This is a genomic window from Streptomyces sp. NPDC093111 (genome assembly GCF_040683955.1).
Taxonomy (GTDB): domain Bacteria; phylum Actinomycetota; class Actinomycetes; order Streptomycetales; family Streptomycetaceae; genus Streptomyces.
Map to the genome: position 1 here is coordinate 113,080 of NZ_JBFBNW010000021.1, position 22,011 is coordinate 135,090.

Consider the following 22,011-nt stretch of genomic DNA (forward strand, 5'->3'; position numbering starts at 1 on the left):
AGCCACATCGTCGCCCAGGGCGGCCATTCATATGAACACGTCTCCGAGTCCATCACCGTGGTGACACTCGTGGACGAGCTGACCGTCTACACCGCGCCGGTCGTGCGCCAGCTACTGGTCGATCTGATCAACCACGGAAGGATATTCCTTGTCCTGGACCTGACACTCGTGGACTTCATCGACTCGACAGGAACCGGTGTGCTGGTCGGTGCTCTGAAGCGAGTCCGTGCCCATGGCGGCGGACTGGCGCTGGTGGCTCCTATGGAGAGGATCGCGAAAGGGTTCCGGATCACCGGGCTGACCAAGGTGTTTCCCCTCCTCGACAGCGTGGACCTCGCGGTCGAATTCCTCGGCCGGGAGCTTGGTGTCCATGCCTGACGTCGAGGGGCGGGCCGCACGCGACCGACCGGAGGGTGTTCTCTCCGTCGCCCCGTCCCGGCTGCCCCCAGGGCCCCTGCACACCCTCCGGAATCGGCTGAGTTCGCTGTACCGGGCCGCAGGCAGCCCTGCGCACCAGGCACTCGCCGCGGACGTCGCCGCGGACATCGACGCCGACGGCACGCGGGGGCGGACCACGCCGGACACGGTCGCGCGGGTCCTGGCCTGTGCGCCACCGCCCTCGCTCCGGGAAACGGCCGTCGTCGCCGCGGCGCTCGCGCGGCTGGCCGGCGAGGATCCCGAGGGGGTGATCGGCGAGGTGCGGGCGCTCTGGGCGGCCTCGGAGCGCAGGCCCGCGGTTCGGCTGCGCACCGCGGCGGAGTGGGACCCAGCCCGGCTCGGCGTTCACCCCGCTCCCGGCCCGGACGGGACCATGGACCTGCCGCTGACGGAGTACCTCACCCGCCCGCACGACACCACCTTGCGCCGGCGGCTGGCCCGTACGGCGACGACCGGCCAGGCGGCGCTCGTGCTGCTGGCGGGCCGTTCCGCGAGCGGCAAGACCCGGGCGCTGTACGAGGCGGTGGCCGCCGAGCTGCCCGACTGGCCCGTGCTGCTCCCCGCCGACGCGGAAGAACTGACCGCGTGGGCCGAGGCCACCGACATCGACCCGCGGACCGTGGTGTGGCTCGACGAGACGCAGCGCTTTCTGGACGGCGCCGCGGGCGAGCGGGCCGCTCGCGCGCTGGACGCCCTGCTCGACCAGGTGACGCCGCTGGTGGTGGTGGGCACCATGTGGCCCGAGCACATGCGGCGCCTGACGAACCGCCAGAAGGGCCTGGAGGGCGCCCCGCACACCCTCGCGCTGCTGACCAGACCCCACACGATGATCACGGTTCCGGACACACTCGCCGGCGCCCCCGCGGCCATCGCCTCGGCCGCCGCCCGCGACCCGCGTTTCGCCGTTGCCGTGCGGGCGGCCGGGCCCGGGCAGTGTGTACTGCAACACCTCACCGTGGGACCGGAGTTGGTGCGCCGCTGGGAGATGGGTCCGGATCAGTGGTTCACCGCTCCGGAACACGCCGTGCTGACGGCGGCCGCCGAGGCGCGCAGGCTGGGCCACTCCGGCGCCGTGCCCGCGCGCATGCTGAGAGAGGCGGCAGCCGGATTCCTGGACTCCGCCGCGCGCGCGACCGCGGGACAGGAGTGGTTCCCGGCCTCCATCGCCGCGCTGACGACCACGGAGGGCGGCCCCGCGCCGCTGATCGCGGAACGACACGAACCGGACGTCGGCGATCCGGACGGCTATCGCCCCGACGACTATCTCGAACAGCACATCCGCCGGGTCCGCGCCCACCGGGCGCCGCCCGCCGGATTCTGGTCCGGGGCGCGCTGGGCCAGGACCGCGGACGACGCCTACGCGCTCGGCCGGGCCGCCGAACAGCGACGTCGCTACGGCAACGCCGTCCCCCTGTACGAGCAGGCGGCGGAGCAGGGCCACAGCCGGGCACGGGCCTCCCTCGCCGTGCTGCGGGCCACCACCGAAGGGCCGGCCGCCGCCGAGCAGACGGCCGCGACGGACCCCGCCGCCTGGGCCGCCCTCGCCGTGACGAGAGAAGCGGCAGGCGACCGTCCCGCCTCCTACGACGCGTACCGGCGCGCGGCCGAGGCAGGCGACTCGTGGGCCTGGGCGGCCATGGCCCGGATCCGTGAGGCGGAGGGAGACCCTGCGGCGGCTGACGCGGTCGCCGCGCAGGCGGCGACGGCGGGCGAGCCGCTGGCCTGGCGGACGCTCGGCCGGATGAGAGCGGCCCGAGGTGCGGTGGCGACCGAGGCCTTCGAGCAGGCGGCACGCGCCGGCGACGGATGGGGCGACCTGGGACTGGCACAGGCCGCCGAACGGTCCGGTGACCGCACCGCGGCGGTGGCACACGCCACCCGGGCGGCGGGCAAGCGGGTCGGCGCGGCATGGGCCGTTCTGGTACGCCTGTGCCGGGCCGTCGGTGACGATGCGTCAGCCGTGGAAGCGGCCACCAGTGGCGCGGACGCGGGTCATCCCGAAGGGTGGTCGCTCCTGGCGCGGCTGCGTGAAGCGGCCGGGGACCGGACGGGGGCCGTCGCCGCCCATCGCACGGCGGCAGGCCTGGGCGTCGGCGCCGCGTGGCGCGAACTGGCCCTGCTCGCGGAGTCGGACGGCGACGGCGTGGCCGCCGAGGAGACCGCCGCTCAGGCGGCACGCACCGGCGATCCCGAGGCCTGGACCGCGCTGGCGGAAGCCCGCGAAGAGGCCGGGGACCAGGCGGGCGCCGCCCACGCCGCCGCGGAGGCGGCGCGCGCGGGCGACGCGGACGCCTGGATCATGCTGGCGCGGGCCCGGGGGAACGCCGGGGACGGCCGGGGCGCTGAGTTCGCCGCCGACCTGGCGGCCGAGCAGGGGGCGACCGAAGCCTGGTCCGCGCTGGCCCGGATCAGGGAACGCGCCGGGGACCGGGAGGGATCGCGGCACGCGGTCCTGCGGGCCACCGCCCTGGGAGCCTCCGACGCCTGGACGGCGCTGGGCCGCGTGCGCGAGCAGCTGGGCGACGTCCCCGCCGCCGAGCGGGCCTACGTCCGCGGTTGCGCGGCGGGGGACGCCGAGGCGTACGCCGCGCTCGGCGCCCTGTACCTGGAGCAGGGGCGGACGCAGGAGGCCTGCGCCGCGTACCGGTCGGCCGTGGACGCGGGCCTCCTCGACTCCTGGGAAGGACTGCTGTCGGCCATGGCGGCCCAGCCTCCCCGCGCGGCGTCGGCGCGGACGGTGGATCGGCTGCGCACGACGGGACTGCCCGCGGACGACCAGACACCCCTACCCTGACCCCACAGGGCCGCAGGGCAGGCGGGCATGAGGCCCCCGCCCCGGCCCCACGGGTTCGCAGCGCCGGCGGGCATGCCGCCCGGCCCTGCGGTGCCGGCACTGGCCGGCCGCCTCCACGAGCAGCTCCGCCGCCACGCGCGCCCCGTCCGCGCGGACCGTGCCGGCTATGGCGGTGGCCCGGGCGCGGGTCTCGGGGGTGAGGGCCGTCCGGAGGTGGGGGCCTTGCCGCAAGGCCCCCCGCGCGCTTTATGTCGATCATGGAAAGGGAGCGGGTGCGCGCGCCCTTCCCCCTTCACCCCCGCGTGGAAGCCCGCCCCGCCGCCCGCTTCGCGAGGAACTCCTCGAAGGTGACCCTGCCGTCGGCCCCCTCCGGTACGAGGTGCCCGCCCGCGCGGAAGCCGCGGTAGGCCCGGCCCGCCAGGGGCACCTCCAGGACGCGTCGGCGGCGCCCGCTCACCCGCAGGTAGGCGCGGGCCAGGTCGGGCAGGGTGCGGACCTCCGGGCCGCCGAGGTCGGGGACGCGGCCCGCGGGCCCGGCGGGCGCGAGGGCGGCGAGCCGGGCGGCGACCTCGGCCACCTCGACGGGCTGGTCCGAGACCCCGGCCGGGAGCAGCATCACGGGCAGCTTCGCCGCGCCCTCCAGGACCCGCAGCACCAGGTCGTGGAACTGGGTCGCGCGCAGCACGGTCCAGCCGAGCCCCGACTCCTCGACGAGCCGCTCCACCGCCAGCTTGCTGCGGTAGTAGCCGAACGGGACCCGGTCGACACCGACGATCGAGATGTACAGCAGGTGCCGCACCCCGGCCGCGCGGGCCGCCTCGATCAGCTGGCGGGCCGCCTCCTCGTCCCCGCCCTTCGGTGAACTCGCGCAGTGCACGACCGTGTCCACCCCCGCCAGCGCGCGGGCCAGCGCCGGCCCGCCCGCCCGCAGGTCCACGGCGTACGGCTGCGCGTGCCGGCTGAGCACCCGCACGTCGTGCCCGTCCGCACGCAGCCGCTCGGTCACGAGCCGGCCGAGGGTTCCGGTGCCGCCGGTCACCAGGATCGTCGTCATCGCGGTCGCTGTCCTTCCGCAGGGGGCGCGCCCCGATGGAACGCCCTTCGACATCCAGGACGGACCGAGCCTCCCGGAATGTGACATCGCCGCGCCCCGCCGGGCCCACGACGACCCGTTCGGCGGAGTGCACCGTCCGGTCCACCCCAGACGCTCAGGTCTGCCCGCCTGCCGTTCCGGCCCTTCCGGCCCTCCCCGCTCTGCCCTCCCGCACCTGGATCCGCCGCCCCCCCGTCCTCCCGCTGCGGCCACGAACAGCCCTCGGTGCAGCGCTCGGCCGTCCGCGACGTGCTCACAGATCGACCTCCGCCCGAACCGTCTTCCCGACGGGCACCCGGGCCAGGACCTCCCAACGGCTCGCCAGCGCATCGACGAGGCGCAGGCCCCGCCCCACCTCCGTGAGGCAGGGGCGGCGTTCCGTGCGGGTGTCGGAGACGTCGATACGGAGGTACGGAGCGGGCGTCGCCGGGGCGTACGAGAGCACCAGCTCGAAGTCCCGCCCCGGCACCCGCCCGTGGGTCACCGCGTTCGCGGCGAGCTCGGCGACGATCTGCGCCGTCGCGTCCGACGCCGCACTCCCGTAGGGGATCCCCCAGCGGTCGAGCTGGTGGAGGGCGAGGCGTCGGGCCAGCCGGGCGCCGCGCGGAGTCGAGCTGAATCACTGGGTGAACACACGTACGGTAACCGGCCGCTTGGAGGTGCGTGCGTGATGACGGACGGCAATGCGGAACCGGAGACCTCGGACAGCCTGAAGGCCTTCGGGGAGGTGGTCAAGGCGTTCCGCAAGAGGGCGGGACTCACCCAGGAGGAGTTCGCCCTGCGGGTGCGCTACTCGGTGGAGACGATCGCCTCCATCGAACAGGGACGGCGCCTGCCCTCGGAGAGGTTCATCGAACGGGCGGAACACGTCCTGGACGCCTTCGGGGTGATCCGGGCGGCGGCGAAACACCTGTCCCGGGAGCCGGGCCTCGCGAAGTGGTTCCTCCAGTGGGCGAAGCTGGAGGCGACCGCGATCTGCCTGTACACGTACGACAACCGTCTCGTTCCGGGTCTGCGGCAGACGGAGGCATACCAGCGAGCCCTGTGCGAGGGGCAGGTGCCTCCGATGGGAGACGCAGAAATCGAGGAGACCATCGCCGCCCGCGTAAAGCGCCAGAAGCTGCTCGCCGAGCGGGTCAATACCGCCTACAGCTTCATCATCGAGGAACATGTCCTGCGCAGGCAGACCGGCGGCCAGAACCGCCGTCATCACGCCGGGCTCGCAGGGCCCATGCGGTTACTGGAAACACCGGATAACCGCTGGCTCGCCTACTGCGAGGGCCAGGAATGCGGGGTGCTCATCTCCGACGCCAAAGTCGTCAGCATCCTCAAGATGCGGTATGCCAGGATGCGCTCACAGGCTCTATCCCTGGAAGACTCCCAGAGCCTGTTGCGGGAGATGCGAGGAGCCACATGAGCACCACCACAGATCTGGCCTGGTTCAAGAGCAGCTACAGCAGCGGCGGCGACGGCGACTGCGTCGAAGTGGCCCTGTCCTGGCACAAGTCCACGTACAGCAGTGCCTCCGGCGACGACTGCGTGGAAGTCGCCGCCCGCCCCAGCACGATCCACGTCCGCGACTCCAAACGGCCCGACGGCGCCCGCCTCGCGCTCTCCCCGGCTCCCTGGCGGGAGTTCATCGCGGGCTGCGGGCGCGTCTGATGGCCTACCTCGACGACCTGTTCTCGCTCGCCGGCCGTACCGCCCTCGTCACCGGCGGGAGCTCCGGCATCGGCAAGGCGATCGCGCGGGCCCTCGCGGGGGCGGGCGCGTCCGTCGTGGTGGTGGCGCGGCGGGAGGCGGAGCTGAAGGCGGCGGTGGACGAGCTGACCGCGGCGGGGGCGGAGGCCGCCTGGGTGAGCGCGGACCTGAGCCGCCGGGACGGGGTGCGGGCCGCGGCCGAGGAGGCGGTGGGGAAGTTCGGCGAGCCGGACATCCTGGTCAACTCGGCCGGGATCAACCTGCGGCCACCGCTCTCCGAGCTCTCGGAGGACGTGTGGGACACGACCATGGCCGTGAACCTGGAGGCGCCGTTCCTGCTCGGTCAGCGGTTCGGGCCGGGGATGGCCGAGCGCGGCTTCGGGCGGATCATCCACGTCACGTCCCAGCAGGCGCACCGCGCGTTCGTGCAGTCGGGGGCGTACGGGGTGTCGAAGGGCGGTCTGGAGTCGCTGGCGCGGTCGCAGGCCGAGGCCTGGTCCCCGTACGGCGTCACCTGCAACACCCTCGTGCCGGGGTTCGTGATGACGCCGCTGAACGAGCGCCTGTCCTCCGACCCGGAGAAGGTCACCGAGCTCGCGGCCCGGACGATGGTCGGGCGGAACGGGATCGCCGAGGACTTCGAGGGGGCCGCCGTCTTCCTGGCGAGCCGGGCCTCCGCGTACGTCACGGGGCAGGCGGTGTTCGTCGACGGCGGGCTCTCGGTGCACTGAGGCCGGCGGGCTCTCAGCGCCCTGAGCCCGGCGACCGCCGGTGCGCCCACGCTCGCAACTCCCGGTGGCCCCACGCCTGTCGAACGCCCGTCGAAGGTCTGTCGTAGCCCGTTGTTAAGGTTGCGGTAGCGACGGAAGGCGGGGGCCATGACCATCGACGCGCATCTGAAGACCTCGGACGAGGATCTGACGAAGCTGGCGGACGATCTCGACACGATGCAGCGTCATATCGACGGCCAGGTGCGGCGGATGGACGGCGTCGTCGACCGGATCGAGGCGGGCTGGAAGGGCGAGACGGGCAAGGCGTACCGCTCCCTGCACCGCGCCGCTTCCGAGGACGCCGTACGCATCCGCGAAATCCTCGTCGTCCTCGAACAGGCCGTGCGGCTGAGCCGCGACGGCTTCACCGAGCAGGAGATGGAGAACCTGCGGCGCCTGCGGAAGATGGAGAGTTCCGTGGACGTGGCGGCGGAGGCCGCGAAGCTGCAGGCGCCCGAGGCGGCGGCCGAAGGGCCGCGCAGCACCATCCTGGACATCTGAGAAGGCATCACCAAGGAGCACGGGGGCTCTCTTGTCCGACGACCACATAGGTGTCGACTTCGGCACGCTGCGCGATCTCGCCACCGAGCTCGAAGACATCCTCAAGCAGCTCAACGCCCGACTGGAAACGCTCTACGAGCGCACCGAGAAGGTCGTACTCGCCTGGGACGGCGAGGCACGCGAGGCCTTCGTCGACGAGCTCGACCAGTGGGACCGGCAGATGCAGGACCTCCAGGCCGCCCAGAAGTGGCTGCACGAGGTCGTGACCAACGGGCAGGCCAACTACGGCTCCGCCCACCGCGCGGTGCTGCGCGGCTGGGGGGCGGCCTGATGGGGACGCCCGCCGCACCACCCGCCCAGGGCGCCGGATTCGACGTCACCCCCGCCCAGTTGAACGGGGTGGCGGGGACCGTCGTCATCCAGCAGGGCAACCTGGACAAGGCCGCGAAGGACTTCCTGCACGCCGTCAGCCAGTACATGGACTGCGGCGGCTACGGGCCGGCGGCGGAGGCCGTCTCCGCCTCGTACGTGAAGGTCGGCAACACCTTCCTCGACACCTGGGCCAAGGCCGTCGCCGGCATCGGCGGCGTCGCCACCGGCTTCGTCACCACCGCCAACAACTACGCGCGGGCCGAGGCCGCGAGCCATCCCTCGGGCACCGCCCAGCCGCAGCAGTTCCCGCTCCCCCACGTCATCGACTCCCCGCCCCAGTACTCCCGGATCACGGATCTGAAGTGGGGGGACATGGACGACTATGCGAGCGGCCTCATCTCCTGGCTGCTCGAAGGCGTCCCCGACTGGGCGATGGACATCATCCGCAAGCTGCTGCACCACGTCTTCCGCTGGGGCAAGGCCGCCGACATCCTGCCCCTGCCCGACTACCAGGAGATCGACAAGCTGGCCCTCGCCTGGCTCCAGCCCGGCTTCTCCGTCGGGCAGGTCGAGGGGCTGCTCAACCAGGCCGTGGGCTCGATCTCCGACCCGAACAACGGCGAATGGCAGGCGGCCATGCGCACGTTCACCAGCTCCCTGTGGGGCACCACCGCCTGGGGCACCTCGACCGCCGGGTACGAGTGGAAGCACGACAGCGGCGGCGCCGGCACCTCGGCCGGCACCAGCGCCAGCCACCCCGTGATGACCGTCCTGTTCGACACCACCCAGGAAGTCAGCCAGGCCCTGCGGGCGTTCGCCGTGGCCGCCTCGAAGATGCGCCACGAGCTGTGGCGGATCTGGAAGAAGGCCGTCTGGGACGCGCTGCCGCACATCAAGGACGGCATCGACATGGGCGACCTGAAGAAGATCGGCAAGAGCATCCTCTCCATGGGCCGCGACCTCGGCATCAACATCACCCTGGAGATCGACCAGGCCGCGATGAACCGCGCCGTCACGACGTACGAGACGGAGTGCCGGGCGGTCGTGGCACGGCTCGACAAGCTGATGCCGGCGCTTGAGGAGGCGAGCCGGGCCGTCCCCACCTACCGGTCCGAGCAGGCCAGGGCGCAGGCCTTCGGGGCGCGCTCGCTCAACGAGTTCAAGCACGAGCACAAGTTCATGGTGCCCGGGCAGAACGAGGACGACTTCTACTACCCGATCGACCTGGCCAGCCAGGAAGGGCTCTACGACAGCCACCCGATCGACAAGCACGTCGGACTCACCGACGACCAGCTGCGGATGCGGCTGCGCGACCAGCCCGGCGCGCCCGCCGCCTCGTCGTTCACCGACCTGGCCTCGGCCCAGAAGTACACCCAGGCCGTGATCAGCGACGACGCGAACGAGAACCGGATCTCCGACTGGATCGACAGCACCCGCAAGAAGATCCAGACGAATCCGAACTACGACCCCAACAAATCCGAGATCCAGCCGCCGCTCTATCTCGAATTCCCCGGGCAGAACGTCGGCAGCAGCGTCTCGCGCGACGATTACACTAACGACGGCATGAACGCCAAGGCCGAGGGCAAGAGCTTCGTCCAGGTGCGGCTCATCTACAAGCACGACCTCGATCCGCCGTTCATCGTGCTCACCGCCATGCCGCACAAGGGACCGTGAGAGAGGTGTGTGCCATGTTCTCGGACGGGCCGGTGGTCCGGCTCCTCGACCTCGCCGTGTCGGTACGGGAGTCGGCGGGCCGCCTCTCCCTCGACACCGAGCTCGGGCGGTACGTACGGCTGGTGCGCGGCGAGGCGGTGGCGCGGTGGAACTGCTCGCCGTACGCGGCGGCCGGAGCCCTCGACCTGGCCGCCGACGCGCTGGACGACGCCCCTCCCGCCTTCCGGGAGAAGACCGCGCGGGCGGCCGGCGACACCGACCCGAGGCAATTCCTGCGGGCCCTCGCGCATTCGCTGCGCGAACAGGACCGGGCGGGCGTCGCGGAATTCTCGGAACTCCCGATGGAGGGCTGGGAATTCCTCCGGACATTCCCGCTCCTCTTCGGGCTCGACGCGATCCTGATGGACGAGGCGGGCCCGGTCGACGCGACCGTGCGGACCCTCCTCGACAACGAGCACCCCTTCTGTACGGAGCTCGCGGCCGGGTACGCGGGCGAGGCCCAGCGGGCCCGCGTCCTGTTCCCCGGCCCGGAGGGGCTGCGCGCCCGCCTGTCCTGGGCCACCCGGGACGCGCTCCTCGCGATCACCACCACCGTCGACGACCACATGCAGCGGGAGCACTGAATGACCGCGCGCCGAAACCGCGCCGCGAGCTATCCGGACCGGGAGACCGCCCAGTGGGCCACCCAGCAGGTGGTGACCCGCAACGAGCAGGTGATCCACCGCTGGCTCGCCCAGTCCACCCGGCGGCGGCTCGCCATCGAGGCGGCCTGGCCCTCGCGGCCCGAGGCGGTCGGGCGGGTGCTCACCGACCCGATGGCGCTCGCCGGCCGGGACGCCGTCGAGGTGCGTGCCGCGCGGGTGGTGCTGCGGCGCAGCGAGACCAGCCCGCTCGGCTTCACCGTGCACTCCACCGTCCCGATCGACCTGTAGGGAAGCCGCAGCCGATGCCCCTCAAGCCCCTCGAACACGACCGGAAGTACGGCGAACTGGACCAGGTCGTCCGCGCCCACCTCGGGCGCCGCGCCGACGACCCCGAGGCCCTGGAGGCGTACCTCCGGCACTGCTGGCGCACCCGCCCCTGGGTGATCGGCGTCGCCGAGCACCAGCTGCGCGAGTACGCCCAGAACCCGCCGGGCCGGCTGCGGCTGCGCCTCGGCGAGTACTACCCGGTGCCGGACGTGGGCCTGCCCGACGAGGAGCTCCAGGACTGGCTGCGCGGCCTCGCCGACCGCCTCCGCGCCAGTGTCGAGACCGGCCAGGCCCCGCCGCCGGCCACCCCGCGCACCCACTGGGAGTGGCACGCCCGCTTCCCGGAGCTGGCCCAGCTCCTCGGCGGCTGGTTCGGCCAGGACATGCCGGAGGAGTTCGGCGACCACGACGCGGCCCTCGCCGACTACCGCGCGACCACCGACCCGGGCCTGGTGGCCCAGCTCGTCGGCGAGCTCCGCGACCTGCTGTCGCTCCCGCTGGACGAGTCCGACCACGCCCTGGCCCTCACCGAACTCGGCCTGGAGGTCGACCCGCCCGAGCCCCTGGGCCCGGGCGCCTGGCTGGCGGAGCTGGCGGACCGGCTGCGCTGATCAGGGCGACCGTGGCGTGACGGTCACCTGCACGGTCTCCTGCCCCGGGCTGGTGGCGAGTTCCAGGACGCGGGCGCCGGGGGCCGACACGACGTCGGCGCCCTGGCTCTCCACCTGGTAGCCGTCGGGGTAGCCGGTCACCGGCAGGTACACCTCGGTACGGGCTCCCGCGGGGAACGGCAGGCCCGAGTCGACCCGGCGGGTGCTGTACCGGAGGGTGAACGTCCCGGTCGTGCTGTCGTAGTTCCACTGCTGCGGGGTGCCGGCGAGGGCCCGGGGGTACGGCCGGACGATCGCCGGGTTCATCAGGTTGGGGCCGGTCGGCGGCTCCTGGGGGTGGCCGGGCGTCTGGTTCTGCGGTTCGGACCAGAACATCCAGGACACCATCGCGGCGTCGAACCGGTCGGTGAGCCGGGTCAGCCGCGCCGCGTCCGTGGTCGCGCCGAACTCGGTCACCACCGCCGCGACGCCTTCGGCGACGGCGCGGTCCAGTCCGTTGGTCACGCAGGTGTCGTCGCCGACGCAGTAGTCGTGGTAGCTCATGCCCGCCTTGGGGTCACCGGTCGGATTCGGCATCCAGTCCGGCGTGCCGAAGTCGTTGGTCAGGGAGGGCTCGTAGAACAGCAGGTGGTCCGGGTCGACCTGGCGGATCGCGTTCATCGCCTTCGCCTGGAACGGCGCGAGCACCTCGGTCTCGAACTTGGGGCAGCCCTTCGGGAAGCAGCTCGGGTAGTCCCAGCCGGGCCAGGGCTCGTTGATCAGGTCGTAGCCCAGGACGTACGGCTGGTCCGCGAAGCGTTGCGCGACGTGGGCCCACATGGCCGCGTAGTGTTCCTGCACCCCGACGCCGTCGGACGCGGGGTGGTCGCGCCAGAAGTTGGCCCACGTCTGGTTCTGCGCGGGGCTCGTGAAGTACACGAGCGGGAAGCCCGGGTTCGGCTGGACGGGGTACTCGTCGGGAAACGCCGCCCACGCGGGGAACCCGCTCCAGCTCGCGCCGACCGATTCGTTGAAGGCGTCCTGGTGGGAGTCGACGAGGCTCAGGATGCCGTGGCGGGCCAGCAGTTGCTGCGTCGCCTTGATCTGCTCGATGTAGGTGTCGTCGTACACCCCGGGCTGCGGCTCGACCGCGTTCCAGGCGAAGCCCAGCCGCACCGCGTTGACCCCGTTGTCCGCCAGGAACCGGGCGTCCTTCTCGCCGAAGCCTCCGGCCGCGGGGAAGTACGGCGGTTTCTTGTAGACCATGTTCACGCCGTGCAGGGTGACGATCCGGCCCTGGTCGTCGGTGAGCCAGCGGCCCACGTGTCCCAGTTCGGGAACGGTCGGTGCCGCCGCGGCCGGAAGGGCCGGCCCCAGCATCAGCATCACCAGCCCGAGACATCGTGCCGCCGAGGACCTGAGGGGCATGGCATGAACCTTTCGACAGGTGTGCGCCGACGGCTCCGCCACGCGCCTGACGCCGAGGGAGCCATGTCGCCACACCTCTACACCCCCGGTCGCCGCGCCCCCGGACGACGCGACCGGCCGGTCACCCGGGTGCGGTGTCCGCCGCCTCCGGGTGGGCCAGGCACGCGCCGTCCGCGCGGGACGGCAACGGGCCCCGCCCCCGACCGCCGGCCTCGCCTCCCCCGGACGGACCGTTCGGGGGAGGGAGACGCCGTGCTGTCAGGGGCGGGGCCCGTGTGGCGGGGGTGCCGGGTATGACCGGGGGGCCGCTGTGACCTTCGCGGTCAGCGCAGGTCGAACCGGTCCAGGTCCATGACCTTCGCCCAGGCCGCGACGAAGTCCGTCACGAACTTCTGCCGGGCGTCGTCGGAGGCGTAGACCTCGGCGACGGCGCGCAGCTCGGCGTTGGCGCCGAAGACCAGGTCGGCACGGGTGCCGGTCCACTTGACCGCGCCGGAGGCGTCACGGGCCTCGAACGTGGTCTGGTCGTCGGAGGTGGACTGCCAGACGGTGTCCAGGTCGAGCAGGTTGACGAAGAAGTCGTTCGTCAGCTTGCCCGGGGTCTCGGTGAGGACGCCGAGGGAGGACTGCGGCTGGGTGACGCCCAGCACGCGCAGACCGCCGACGAGGACCGTCATCTCCGGGGCGGACAGGGTGAGCAGGTTCGCCTTGTCGACGAGCAGGTACTCGGCGGGGAGGCGGTGGCCCTTGCCGAGGTAGTTGCGGAAGCCGTCCGCGCTCGGCTCCAGGGCGGAGAAGGACTCGACGTCCGTCTGCTCCTGGGTGGCGTCGACCCGGCCCGCGGCGAACGGGACCTCGACGGCGAAGCCGGCGTCCGCGGCGGCCTTCTCGACGGCCGCCGAGCCGGCGAGGACGACGAGGTCGGCGATCGAGACCTGCGCGCCGCCGGCCGCGTTGAAGGACTCCTGGACGCCCTCCAGGACGCGCAGCACCTGGGCCAGCTCGTCCGGGTTGTTGGCCTGCCAGGTGCGCTGCGGCTCCAGGCGGATGCGGCCGCCGTTGGCGCCGCCGCGCTTGTCGCTGCCGCGGAAGGAGGCGGCGGCGGCCCAGGCGGCGGAGACCAGCTGGGTCACCGACAGGTCGGAGCCGAGGATCTTCTCCTTGAGGGAGGCGATGTCCGCGGCGCCGAGCTGCTCGCCCTGGCGGGCCGGCAGCGGGTCCTGCCAGAGCAGCTCCTCGCTCGGGACCTCGGCGCCGAGGTAGCGCACGACGGGGCCCATGTCGCGGTGGGTGAGCTTGTACCAGGCGCGGGCGAAGGCGTCCGCGAACTGGTCCGGGTTCTCGTAGAAGCGGCGCGAGATCGGCCCGTAGATCGGGTCCTGCTTCAGCGAGAGGTCGGTGGTGAGCATCGTCGGCAGGTGCTTCTTCGCCGGGTCGAAGGCGTCGGGGATGACCGCCTCGGCGTTCTTCGCGACCCACTGGTGCGCGCCGGCCGGGCTCTTGGAGAGCTCGTACTCGTACTCGAAGAGGTTCTTGAAGAAGCCGTTGCCCCACTGGGTGGGCGTCTCGGTCCAGGTGACCTCCAGGCCGGACGTGATGGCGTCCTTGCCGGAGCCCGTGCCGTAGGAGCTCTTCCAGCCGAGGCCGAGCTGCTCGATCGGCGCGGCCTCCGGGTCGGCGCCCACGTGGTCGGCGGGGCCGGCGCCGTGCGCCTTGCCGAAGGTGTGGCCGCCGGCGATGAGGGCGACGGTCTCCTCGTCGTTCATCGCCATGCGCGCGAAGGTCTCGCGGATGTCGCGGGCGGCCGCGATCGGGTCCGGGTTGCCGTTGGGGCCCTCGGGGTTGACGTAGATGAGGCCCATCTGGACGGCGGCGAGCGGGTTCTCCAGCTCGCGGTCGCCGGAGTAGCGCTCGTCGCCGAGCCACTCGGTCTCGGGACCCCAGTAGACGTCCTCGTCCGGCTCCCACTCGTCGACCCGGCCGCCGCCGAAGCCGAAGGTGTCGAAGCCCATGGTCTCCAGGGCGACGTTGCCGGTGAGGACCATCAGGTCGGCCCAGGAGATGGCCTTGCCGTACTTCTTCTTGACCGGCCAGAGCAGGCGGCGGGCCTTGTCCAGGCTCGCGTTGTCCGGCCAGCTGTTCAGCGGGGCGAAGCGCTGCTGACCGCCGCCGGCGCCGCCGCGGCCGTCGCTGACGCGGTACGTGCCGGCGCTGTGCCAGGCCATCCGGATCATGAGCGGGCCGTAGTTGCCGAAGTCGGCGGGCCACCACTCCTGCGAGGTGGTGAGCACCTCGGCGATGTCCTGCTTGACGGCGGCGAGGTCGAGGCCCTGGAAGGCCGCCGCGTAGTCGAACTCCTCACCGAGGGGGTTCGCCACGGCCGGGTTCTTGGCGAGGATCCTCAGGTTGAGGCGCTCCGGCCACCACTGCCGGTTGCCGCCGCCCTGCGTGGGGTGCGCGGCGCGGCCGTGCGCGACCGGGCAGCCGCCCTTGCCCTCGTCCTCGGTGACCAGGGGATCGTGCTTCTGCTCAGACATCGGTCTTTCCTTCCGAACCATTCGGATCGCGGAGCTCGGGAACTGCTGAGGCGTCGGTGTGACCGGCGCACACCCTCTTGGCTACTACTGGAGTCGATCCTATGGTGGACTCAGTCCAAGTCAATACGACAGCCGGACCCGTACGGATTACTCGCGCCGCACCGGCGCTGACTCGCGCTGATTCGCGCTGCAAGGGCTGGTGACCATGAGCAACCTTCTGGAGCGGCTCCGCCGACGGGGCTGGCGGATGACGGCGCAGCGCCGGGTGGTCGCCGAGGTCCTCTCCGGCGAGCACATCCACCTCACCGCCGACGAGATCCTGGCCCGCGCCACGGCGAGACTGCCGGAGATCTCCCGCGCGACCGTGTACAACACGCTGGGCGAGCTCGTCTCGCTCGGCGAGGTCCTGGAGGTCTCCAGCGTCGGCCGCGCCAAGCGCTACGACCCGAACGCCCACGAGGCCCACCAGCACCTGGTGTGCTCGGGCTGCGGCGCGGTCCGGGACGTGTGTCCGGGAGGGGACCCGCTGACGGGGCTGGCTGACGCGGAGCGTTTCGGCTTCACGGTCACGGCGGTGGAGGTGACGTACCGGGGGCTGTGCCCGGACTGCGCGGAGGCCGAGCGGACGGGCGAGGAGACGGCCGAGCGGACGGCCGAGCGGGCATGAGAAAGGGCCCCCTCTCGGGGGCCCTCCTCGGTGCGCGGGCGTGCGCCGCTCCGCGCTCAGCTCTCCGCCGGCTCCAGCGTCAGCGAGATCGAGTTGATGCAGTAGCGCTGGTCCGTCGGGGTCGGGTAGCCCTCGCCCTCGAAGACGTGGCCCAGGTGCGAGCCGCAGCGGGCGCAGCGCACCTCGGTGCGGACCATGCCGTGGGAGGTGTCGGCGACCAGCTCGACCGCGGCGCTGTCCTTCGGGTCGTAGAAGGACGGCCAGCCGCAGTGCGACTCGAACTTCTCGGTGGACGTGAAGAGCTCGGCGCCGCAGGCCCGGCAGGAGTAGACGCCCTGGGTCTTCGTGTCCGTGTACTCACCGCGGAAGGCGGGCTCGGTGCCGGCCAGCCGGAGCACCTGGTACTCCGACGGGGACAGCTCGGCCTGCCATTCCGCGTCCGTCTTCTCGACCTCGTACGCCATGAGCTCGCTCCCTCTGCTACTTCGCCGACTCGTCCGGGCCGTCCAGGCGGGCCAGGATCCGCGGGCCCAGGTCCGTGACGTCGCCCGCGCCCATGGTGAGAACCAGGTCGCCGGGCTTGGCCATTCCCGCCACGACGTCCGGCACCGCGTTCTTGTCGTGGACGTGGGTGACGTCGGCGCCGGCGGCGCGGGCCGCGTCGATGATCAGCGCGCTGGTGATGCCGGGGATCGGGTCCTCGCGGGCCGGGTAGATGTCCAGGACCACGGAGCCGTCGGCGAGGGTCAGGGCCTCGCCCATCTCCCGGCCCAGCTCCTGGGTGCGGGAGAAGAGGTGCGGCTGGAAGACGACCAGGAGCCGGGAGGCCCCGGCGGCGCCGCGCATGGCCTCCAGGTCGGCGGTCATCTCGGTGGGGTGGTGCGCGTACGAGTCGATGACCTGGACGCCGGCGGCCTCGCCCTTGAGCTGGAGGCGGCGGCCGACCCCGGTGTACGCGGTGAGGGCCTGGGCCAGCTCGGCCGGGTCGATGCCGACGCGGGAGCCGGCGACCAGGGCGGCGGCGGCGTTGTGGGCGTAGTGGCGGCCGGGCACGGAGACCGTGAAGGTGTGCTCGGTGCCGTCGAGGGCGACGGTGACCTCGCTCTTCATCCCGTTGGGGACGATCTTGAGGATGCGGGCGTCGGAGTCCTCGGACTCGCCCACCGTGAGGACCGTCAGGCCCTCCCGGCCGGCGACCCGGCGGGCCAGCTCGCGGGCGCCGGAGTGCTCGCCGACGACGAGGGTGCCGCCGGGGCGGATCTTGGCGGCGAAGGCCTCGAAGGACTCGTAGATCTCGTCCATGGAGGCGTAGTTCGCGTGGTGGTCGAGCTCGACGTTGAGGACGATCGCGACCTGCGGGTCGTACTTCTGGAAGCTGCGGTCGCTCTCGTCGGCCTCGGCCACGAAGACCTCGCCCTCGCCGTGCCGGGCGTTGGTGCCGGGGCCCGCGAGGTCGCCGCCGATGGCGTACGAGGGGTCGAGACCGAGCTCGGTGAGCGCGACGGCCAGCATGGAGGTGGTCGTCGTCTTGCCGTGCGTACCGGCGACGGCGACGGCGCCGAGGCCGTCCATGAGGGAGGCGAGCGCGTCGGAGCGGTGCACGACCGGGATGCCGAGCTCGGCGGCGCGGGCCAGCTCGGGGTTGTCGGCGCGGATCGCGCTGGAGACGACGACGGCGGAGGCGTCGTCGGCGAGGTGCTCGGCGGCGTGGCCGATGTGCACGGTGGCGCCCAGGGCGCGCAGGGACTCGGCGGTCGCGGACTCCTTGGCGTCGCTGCCGGCCACCTTGGCGCCGCGCTGGGCGAGGATCTTCGCGATGCCCGACATTCCGGCACCGCCGATGCCGATGAAGTGCGGCCGTTCCATGGCGGCAGGGATGGCGGGTGCCATGCGGATCTCTCCCCGGGGTGCGTCTGTCTGGAAGGCTCCAGCCTAGTGCGTCGGGGCGGGCGACCTCGGCCGCCCGCCCCGACGCCACGCGGCTACTCGCTGTGCGCGAAGAGCTTCAGGACGGGCACGCCGACCTTGTGCCGGGCCCGGGAGGCCCAGTCGCGGTGGAAGAACTCCTCCACGTAGTGCGGGGCGGTCAGGACGATGACCTCGTCGGCGTTGACCTCCTCGACGACCGACCTCATCTTGTCCAGGGGGTGGTCCTCGACCACCTGTCCGACCGCCTGGCAGCCGGCGTCCCTGAGGGCCTGGAGGGAGTGCTCCAGGGCCTGCTCGGCCGGCTTGCGGGCGTCCTTGCCCTCCGGTTCGTCGCCCTCGCGGGTCGCCTCCTTCAGTTCGCCCATGGCGACGTCGTCGATGGCGCGCAGCAGTACATCGGCCTGGTCACCGCGCGGCTGCATCAGGACGACGAAGGAGACACCCTCGTCGCCGTGCAGCGTGGTGACGAAGTCCACGTCGACGGACGTCAGGGGCTTCTCGATCATCAGAACGCTTGTGAACACCTCAGGAGCCCTTCTGCGGAAACCATCCTTCCCCGTGCCCGCACGGGGACTGCGTGAGTAAGTGTGCCCAGCGGAAGCAAAGCGGAACGACAAATTCCGCTGATTGTCAGATCCGACGGTAGCGGGTGAACAGGAACCCGTCCTGCTCCAGCAGGGACGCCACGGCGAAGCGTCGCGGAACGTCCACCGAGGGTCCCCCGGCGATCCGCTGGGCGCTGCCCGCCGTCATCGTCGGCGAGACGCTCAGGCACAGCTCGTCGAGCACCCCCGCGGCCACGAACTGCCCGAGCAGCCGGGGCCCGCCCTCGGTCAGCTGGCGCCGCAGCCCGCGCTCCGCCAGCAGCGCCACCGCCCGCTCCGGCTCGACCCCGCGCCCCTCGCCCGCGACCAGCACCTCGGCGCCGGCCCCGCGGGCCTCCGCCACCCGGTCCGCGGGCGCCTGGGCGCCGGTCAGGACCAGGGTGGGCACCAGCGGCTCGGTGAAGAGCGGGAGCGAGAAGTCGAGGTCCAGGGAGGCGGTCACGACCGCGATCACCGGCGCCGGGCCCTGCCCCGCCGCCGCCCGGCGGGCCGCGAAGGCCTCCCGCGCCCGGGCCGGGCGGTAGCCCTCCAGGCGTACCGTCTCCGCGCCGACGACCACCACGTCCGCGAGCGCCCGCAGGGTCCCGAAGATCCGCATGTCGGTCTCGGAGGAGAGCGGCTGGGAGCGTCCGTCGTGCTGGCCGGCCCCGTCGAGCGAGGAGACCATGTTGGCCCGGAGCCAGGGACCGGAGGCGGCCTCCGCGGGGTACGCGTAGGCGTCGGCGAGCTCGTCGAGGGACCACTCCCTGTCCGAGGCCGTGGCTGTCATGTCCGTCACAGGGAACAGGCGTCGCATCCTCGCAGTCTGACATGGCGCTTACAGTGGGGAACTGTGTCGACCCGTGCCATAACCGAAGCGGCTTCCACCGAAGCGGCCCCGCTCTCGCTCTGCTCGCGAGAGCCCCATGTCCCCGCCGACCGGCTCGTCGCGGAGATGGTGCCGCCGCCCCGGTTCGACGCCGTGCGCTTCGACACCTACATACCGGACCCCAACCAGCCGAGCCAGATCGAGGCGGTCAAGGTCCTCTCCTCGTTCGCCGAGGGCCTCGGCGGCGCCCACGCCTCCGGCGCGGGCAAGCGCCGCTGGTTCTCGAAGAAGCCCGCCGCCCCGGCCGGCCCGCGCGGGATCTACCTCGACGGCGGTTACGGCGTCGGCAAGACCCACCTGCTCGCCTCCCTCTGGCACGCCACCCCCGCCGAGCCCTCGCTCAAGGCCTTCGGCACCTTCGTGGAGCTGACGAACCTGGTGGGCGCCCTCGGCTTCCAGCAGACCGTGCAGACCCTCGGCGGACACCGCCTGCTGTGCATCGACGAGTTCGAACTGGACGACCCGGGCGACACCGTCCTCGTCTCCTCGCTCCTGCGCCGGCTGGTCGAGTCGGGCGTGGCGCTCGCCGCCACCTCCAACACCCTGCCCGGCAAGCTGGGCGAGGGCCGGTTCGCCGCCGCCGACTTCCTGCGCGAGATCCAGGGCCTGTCGGCGCACTTCCGGCCGCTGCGGATCGACGGCGAGGACTACCGCCACCGCGGCCTGCCCGAGGCCCCCGCGCCGTACTCCGACGAGGTCGTCACGAAGACCGCGTACGCCACGCCGGGCGCCTCCCTCGACGACTTCCCGCACCTGCTCGACCACCTCGCCAAGGTGCACCCGAGCCGGTACGGCGCGCTGACCGACGACCTGACGGCCGTCTGCCTCACCGACGTCCGGCCGGTCCCCGACCAGTCGACCGCGCTGCGTCTGGTGGTCCTCGCCGACCGGCTCTACGACCGTGAGATACCGGTGCTGGCCGCCGGTCTGCCCTTCGACCGCCTGTTCAGTGACGAGATGCTGAACGGCGGGTACCGCAAGAAGTACTTCCGGGCGATCTCGCGGCTCACCGCGCTGGCCCGGGACGCCAAGGGGCTGGTCGCGCAGTAGCTTGGGGCCACACCCGACCGAAAGGGAACACCATGGCCACCGTGCGTCACGCCCACACCGTCTGGGAGGGCGACCTCCTCAAGGGCAAGGGCGTCGTCTCCCTCGACTCCTCCGGCCTCGGCTCGTACGACGTCTCCTGGCCGGCCCGGTCCGAGGAGCCGAACGGGAAGACCAGCCCGGAGGAGCTCATCGCGGCGGCGCACTCCGCCTGCTACTCGATGGCCTTCTCGCACGCCCTGGCCGGCGCCGGCAACCCGCCGGCCCGCCTGGAGACCAAGGCGGACGTCACCTTCCAGCCCGGCGAGGGCATCACCGGCATCCACCTCACGGTGCGGGGCGAGGTGCCGGGCGTGGAGCCGGCCGCCTTCCAGTCGCTGGCCGAGGAGGCCAAGAAGAACTGCCCGGTGAGCCAGGCGCTGACGGGCACGACGATCACGCTCACCGCCGAGCTGCTCTGACCGCGCCCCGGCTGCGGGCCACACCTTTCTCATGAGGCGATGTGGGCCCGCACGGTTCACCGCGCACCATGTGCGTGGTACACACGTGCGGGTCACACGTCATCCGTCGCACCACACCGGCCGGTTCCCCCGCTGTTCCGTCCGGTTCCGTCCTGTCCGCCAACAGGAAGTGGGTCGCCTCATGTCCGCCACACGACGTCAGATCCTCGCCCGCACCGGCGCGTCCGTCGCCGGCATCGCCTTCACCGGCGCCTTCTCCGAACTCTTCGCGGGCAGCGCCGCCGCGCTCGGCGGCCACGCCGGCTACGGCCCGCTGCTCCCCGACCCGGCCGGCCTGCTCGACCTCCCCGCCGGCTTCTCGTACCGGGTCCTGTCCCGGCAGGGCGACCCGCTCCGCTCCGGCGAGGGCGCGGTCCCCGGCAACCACGACGGCATGGGCGCCTTCGCCGGCCGCCGCGGCCGGGTGCACCTGGTCCGCAACCACGAGAACCGGGCCACCGCGAAGACCACCGTGCCCACCGTCCCCGGCCTCACCTACGACCCGGCCGCCAAGGGCGGCTGCACGGCGCTCGAACTCGACGGCCGCTCCCAGGTCCTCGGCGAACGGGTCGCCGTCGCCGGCACCGCCGTCAACTGCGCGGGCGGGCCCACCCCTTGGAACACCTGGCTCACCTGCGAGGAGACCGAGGACCGGGCCGGGACCAACGGCTACACCAAGGACCACGGGTTCGTCTTCGAGGTCGACGGAGCCGACCCGCACCGCACCGGCGCCGTGCCGCTGACCGCGATGGGCCGCTTCCAGCACGAGGCCGTCGCCGTCGACCCGAGGAGCGGGATCGTGTACGAGACGGAGGACGCCTTCGAGGCGCCCTTCGGCCTCTTCTACCGCTTCCTGCCCGAGAAGCCGCTCGGCGGCACCGGTTCGCTGCGCGCGGGCGGCGCCCTGGAGGCCATGCGGGTGCCGGGCGTGCCCGACCTGTCGGTGGTCCAGGAGGCGGGGGCGTGCTTCGAGGGCGTGCGGTGGGTGCCGGTGCCGGACCCGCTGGCGGCCTCTACACCCATCCGGCACCAGGACTTCGGGCCCGGCGGCATCACGCACGCCCAGAAGCTGGAGGGCTGCTACTGGGGTGCCGGGCGCGCCGGAGGGCCCGGGGCCGTGTACTTCGTGTCCTCGTTCGCCCGGGCCAGGGACGGCTCCGGGGCCACCCACTTCGGCCAGGTGTGGAAGTACGAGCCGCAGCGGCGCCGGCTCACCCTGGTGGTGGTCTTCGGCCCGGACACGGACGTCCGGCTGCCGGGCGAGTCGCCGGACAACATCTGTCTGGCGCCGTCCGGCGGGCTGATGGTCTGCGAGGACGGCGACGGCGCGCAGCACGTCTTCGGCGTGAGCCGGAAGGGCGAGGTGTACGCGGTGGCGCGCGGCGCGCAGAACATCGGCACCCCGGAGGGCCCGGAGTGGGGCGAGTTCGCGGGCGTCACCTTCGCTCCGGACGGCCGCACGATGTTCGTCAACTGCTACACCCCGGGGACGACCTTCGCGGTGACGGGCCCCTGGCGGTGACCCG

23 protein-coding genes are annotated in these 22,011 nt (G+C 72.6%); 15 read left to right on the plus strand and 8 right to left on the minus strand.

Annotated features, from left to right (window positions below; genetic code table 11):
* Nucleotides 1-6 precede the first annotated feature (6 nt).
* Together AB0Q96_RS31390 and AB0Q96_RS31395 are read left to right on the plus strand one after the other, a co-directional pair.
* Nucleotides 7-378: an anti-sigma factor antagonist gene (locus AB0Q96_RS31390; protein ID WP_365331440.1), complete on the plus strand. Its 372-nt coding sequence runs from the start codon at nucleotides 7-9 to the stop codon at nucleotides 376-378.
* Nucleotides 371-3,232 (plus strand): hypothetical protein, encoded by a 2,862-nt coding sequence (locus tag AB0Q96_RS31395; protein ID WP_365331376.1) that lies wholly within the window; start codon nucleotides 371-373, stop codon nucleotides 3,230-3,232. Before AB0Q96_RS31390 ends, AB0Q96_RS31395 begins: the two co-directional genes overlap by 8 nt.
* Nucleotides 3,233-3,524: 292 nt before the next feature.
* Here AB0Q96_RS31395 and AB0Q96_RS31400 read toward each other — a convergent pair whose 3' ends face one another.
* Nucleotides 3,525-4,286: an NAD(P)H-binding protein gene (locus AB0Q96_RS31400; protein ID WP_365331378.1), complete on the minus strand. Its 762-nt coding sequence runs from the start codon at nucleotides 4,284-4,286 to the stop codon at nucleotides 3,525-3,527.
* Between the two features lie 292 nt (nucleotides 4,287-4,578).
* Nucleotides 4,579-4,917, minus strand: coding sequence for an ATP-binding protein (locus tag AB0Q96_RS31405; RefSeq protein ID WP_365331442.1), 339 nt, complete (start codon nucleotides 4,915-4,917; stop codon nucleotides 4,579-4,581).
* A 78-nt stretch (nucleotides 4,918-4,995) separates the two neighbouring features.
* Here AB0Q96_RS31405 and AB0Q96_RS31410 point away from each other — a divergent pair, with 78 nt between their 5' ends.
* The 9 genes from AB0Q96_RS31410 (at nucleotide 4,996) to AB0Q96_RS31450 (ending at nucleotide 10,925) form a co-directional block, all read left to right on the plus strand.
* Nucleotides 4,996-5,742 carry a helix-turn-helix transcriptional regulator gene (locus AB0Q96_RS31410; protein ID WP_365331380.1) on the plus strand — a complete coding sequence of 249 codons (747 nt, stop codon included), beginning with the start codon at nucleotides 4,996-4,998 and terminating at the stop codon, nucleotides 5,740-5,742.
* A complete protein-coding gene (locus AB0Q96_RS31415; RefSeq protein ID WP_365331382.1) occupies nucleotides 5,739-5,987 on the plus strand; it encodes a DUF397 domain-containing protein in 249 nt (82 codons plus the stop codon). The genes AB0Q96_RS31410 and AB0Q96_RS31415 overlap by 4 nt, the downstream gene beginning before the upstream one ends.
* The gene (locus AB0Q96_RS31420) at nucleotides 5,987-6,757 is read left to right on the plus strand and encodes an SDR family oxidoreductase (protein ID WP_365331384.1); all 771 of its coding nucleotides are present in this window, start codon (nucleotides 5,987-5,989) and stop codon (nucleotides 6,755-6,757) included. Before AB0Q96_RS31415 ends, AB0Q96_RS31420 begins: the two co-directional genes overlap by 1 nt.
* A gap of 147 nt (nucleotides 6,758-6,904) precedes the next feature.
* Nucleotides 6,905-7,297 (plus strand): WXG100 family type VII secretion target, encoded by a 393-nt coding sequence (locus AB0Q96_RS31425; protein WP_365331387.1) that lies wholly within the window; start codon nucleotides 6,905-6,907, stop codon nucleotides 7,295-7,297.
* A gap of 31 nt (nucleotides 7,298-7,328) precedes the next feature.
* Nucleotides 7,329-7,628, plus strand: coding sequence for a WXG100 family type VII secretion target (locus AB0Q96_RS31430; protein ID WP_365331389.1), 300 nt, complete (start codon nucleotides 7,329-7,331; stop codon nucleotides 7,626-7,628).
* Nucleotides 7,628-9,343, plus strand: coding sequence for an RNase A-like domain-containing protein (locus tag AB0Q96_RS31435; RefSeq protein WP_365331391.1), 1,716 nt, complete (start codon nucleotides 7,628-7,630; stop codon nucleotides 9,341-9,343). Before AB0Q96_RS31430 ends, AB0Q96_RS31435 begins: the two co-directional genes overlap by 1 nt.
* Nucleotides 9,344-9,357: 14 nt before the next feature.
* Entirely contained in the window at nucleotides 9,358-9,966 is a 609-nt protein-coding gene (locus tag AB0Q96_RS31440) for a hypothetical protein (RefSeq protein WP_365331393.1), read from the plus strand.
* The gene (locus tag AB0Q96_RS31445; RefSeq protein ID WP_365331395.1) at nucleotides 9,967-10,275 is read left to right on the plus strand and encodes an RNase A-like domain-containing protein; all 309 of its coding nucleotides are present in this window, start codon (nucleotides 9,967-9,969) and stop codon (nucleotides 10,273-10,275) included.
* Nucleotides 10,276-10,289: 14 nt separating this feature from the next.
* Nucleotides 10,290-10,925: a contact-dependent growth inhibition system immunity protein gene (locus tag AB0Q96_RS31450; protein WP_365331397.1), complete on the plus strand. Its 636-nt coding sequence runs from the start codon at nucleotides 10,290-10,292 to the stop codon at nucleotides 10,923-10,925.
* Here the strand turns inward: AB0Q96_RS31450 and AB0Q96_RS31455 are convergent, their stop codons facing one another.
* Together AB0Q96_RS31455 and katG are read right to left on the minus strand one after the other, a co-directional pair.
* On the minus strand, nucleotides 10,926-12,332 hold the full coding sequence (locus tag AB0Q96_RS31455) for a cellulase family glycosylhydrolase (protein ID WP_365331399.1): 1,407 nt from the start codon (nucleotides 12,330-12,332) through the stop codon (nucleotides 10,926-10,928).
* Nucleotides 12,333-12,655: 323 nt separating this feature from the next.
* Nucleotides 12,656-14,869: a catalase/peroxidase HPI gene (gene katG / locus AB0Q96_RS31460; RefSeq protein ID WP_365331401.1), complete on the minus strand. Its 2,214-nt coding sequence runs from the start codon at nucleotides 14,867-14,869 to the stop codon at nucleotides 12,656-12,658.
* Between the two features lie 205 nt (nucleotides 14,870-15,074).
* On the opposite strand from katG, the gene AB0Q96_RS31465 reads away from it, so the two are divergent.
* Nucleotides 15,075-15,536, plus strand: coding sequence for a Fur family transcriptional regulator (locus AB0Q96_RS31465; RefSeq protein ID WP_365331403.1), 462 nt, complete (start codon nucleotides 15,075-15,077; stop codon nucleotides 15,534-15,536).
* A gap of 56 nt (nucleotides 15,537-15,592) precedes the next feature.
* Here the strand turns inward: AB0Q96_RS31465 and msrB are convergent, their stop codons facing one another.
* From msrB to AB0Q96_RS31485, 4 genes are all read right to left on the minus strand, one after another.
* Nucleotides 15,593-16,000, minus strand: coding sequence for a peptide-methionine (R)-S-oxide reductase MsrB (gene msrB / locus AB0Q96_RS31470; RefSeq protein ID WP_365331405.1), 408 nt, complete (start codon nucleotides 15,998-16,000; stop codon nucleotides 15,593-15,595).
* A gap of 16 nt (nucleotides 16,001-16,016) precedes the next feature.
* The gene (gene murC / locus AB0Q96_RS31475; protein ID WP_365331407.1) at nucleotides 16,017-17,426 is read right to left on the minus strand and encodes a UDP-N-acetylmuramate--L-alanine ligase; all 1,410 of its coding nucleotides are present in this window, start codon (nucleotides 17,424-17,426) and stop codon (nucleotides 16,017-16,019) included.
* Nucleotides 17,427-17,518: 92 nt separating this feature from the next.
* Entirely contained in the window at nucleotides 17,519-17,989 is a 471-nt protein-coding gene (locus AB0Q96_RS31480; protein ID WP_365331409.1) for an indole-3-glycerol phosphate synthase, read from the minus strand.
* A gap of 106 nt (nucleotides 17,990-18,095) precedes the next feature.
* Nucleotides 18,096-18,866, minus strand: coding sequence for a pyrimidine reductase family protein (locus AB0Q96_RS31485; RefSeq protein ID WP_365331411.1), 771 nt, complete (start codon nucleotides 18,864-18,866; stop codon nucleotides 18,096-18,098).
* A gap of 36 nt (nucleotides 18,867-18,902) precedes the next feature.
* On the opposite strand from AB0Q96_RS31485, the gene zapE reads away from it, so the two are divergent.
* The 3 genes from zapE to AB0Q96_RS31500 all read left to right on the plus strand — a co-directional run bounded on the left by zapE (nucleotide 18,903) and on the right by AB0Q96_RS31500 (nucleotide 22,007).
* Complete coding sequence (gene zapE, locus AB0Q96_RS31490) at nucleotides 18,903-19,988, plus strand: cell division protein ZapE (RefSeq protein ID WP_365331413.1); 1,086 nt, start codon at nucleotides 18,903-18,905, stop codon at nucleotides 19,986-19,988.
* 32 nt (nucleotides 19,989-20,020) lie between these two features.
* Nucleotides 20,021-20,446 (plus strand): OsmC family protein, encoded by a 426-nt coding sequence (locus AB0Q96_RS31495; RefSeq protein ID WP_365331415.1) that lies wholly within the window; start codon nucleotides 20,021-20,023, stop codon nucleotides 20,444-20,446.
* A gap of 181 nt (nucleotides 20,447-20,627) precedes the next feature.
* The gene (locus AB0Q96_RS31500) at nucleotides 20,628-22,007 is read left to right on the plus strand and encodes an alkaline phosphatase PhoX (protein WP_365331417.1); all 1,380 of its coding nucleotides are present in this window, start codon (nucleotides 20,628-20,630) and stop codon (nucleotides 22,005-22,007) included.
* Nucleotides 22,008-22,011 lie beyond the last annotated feature (4 nt).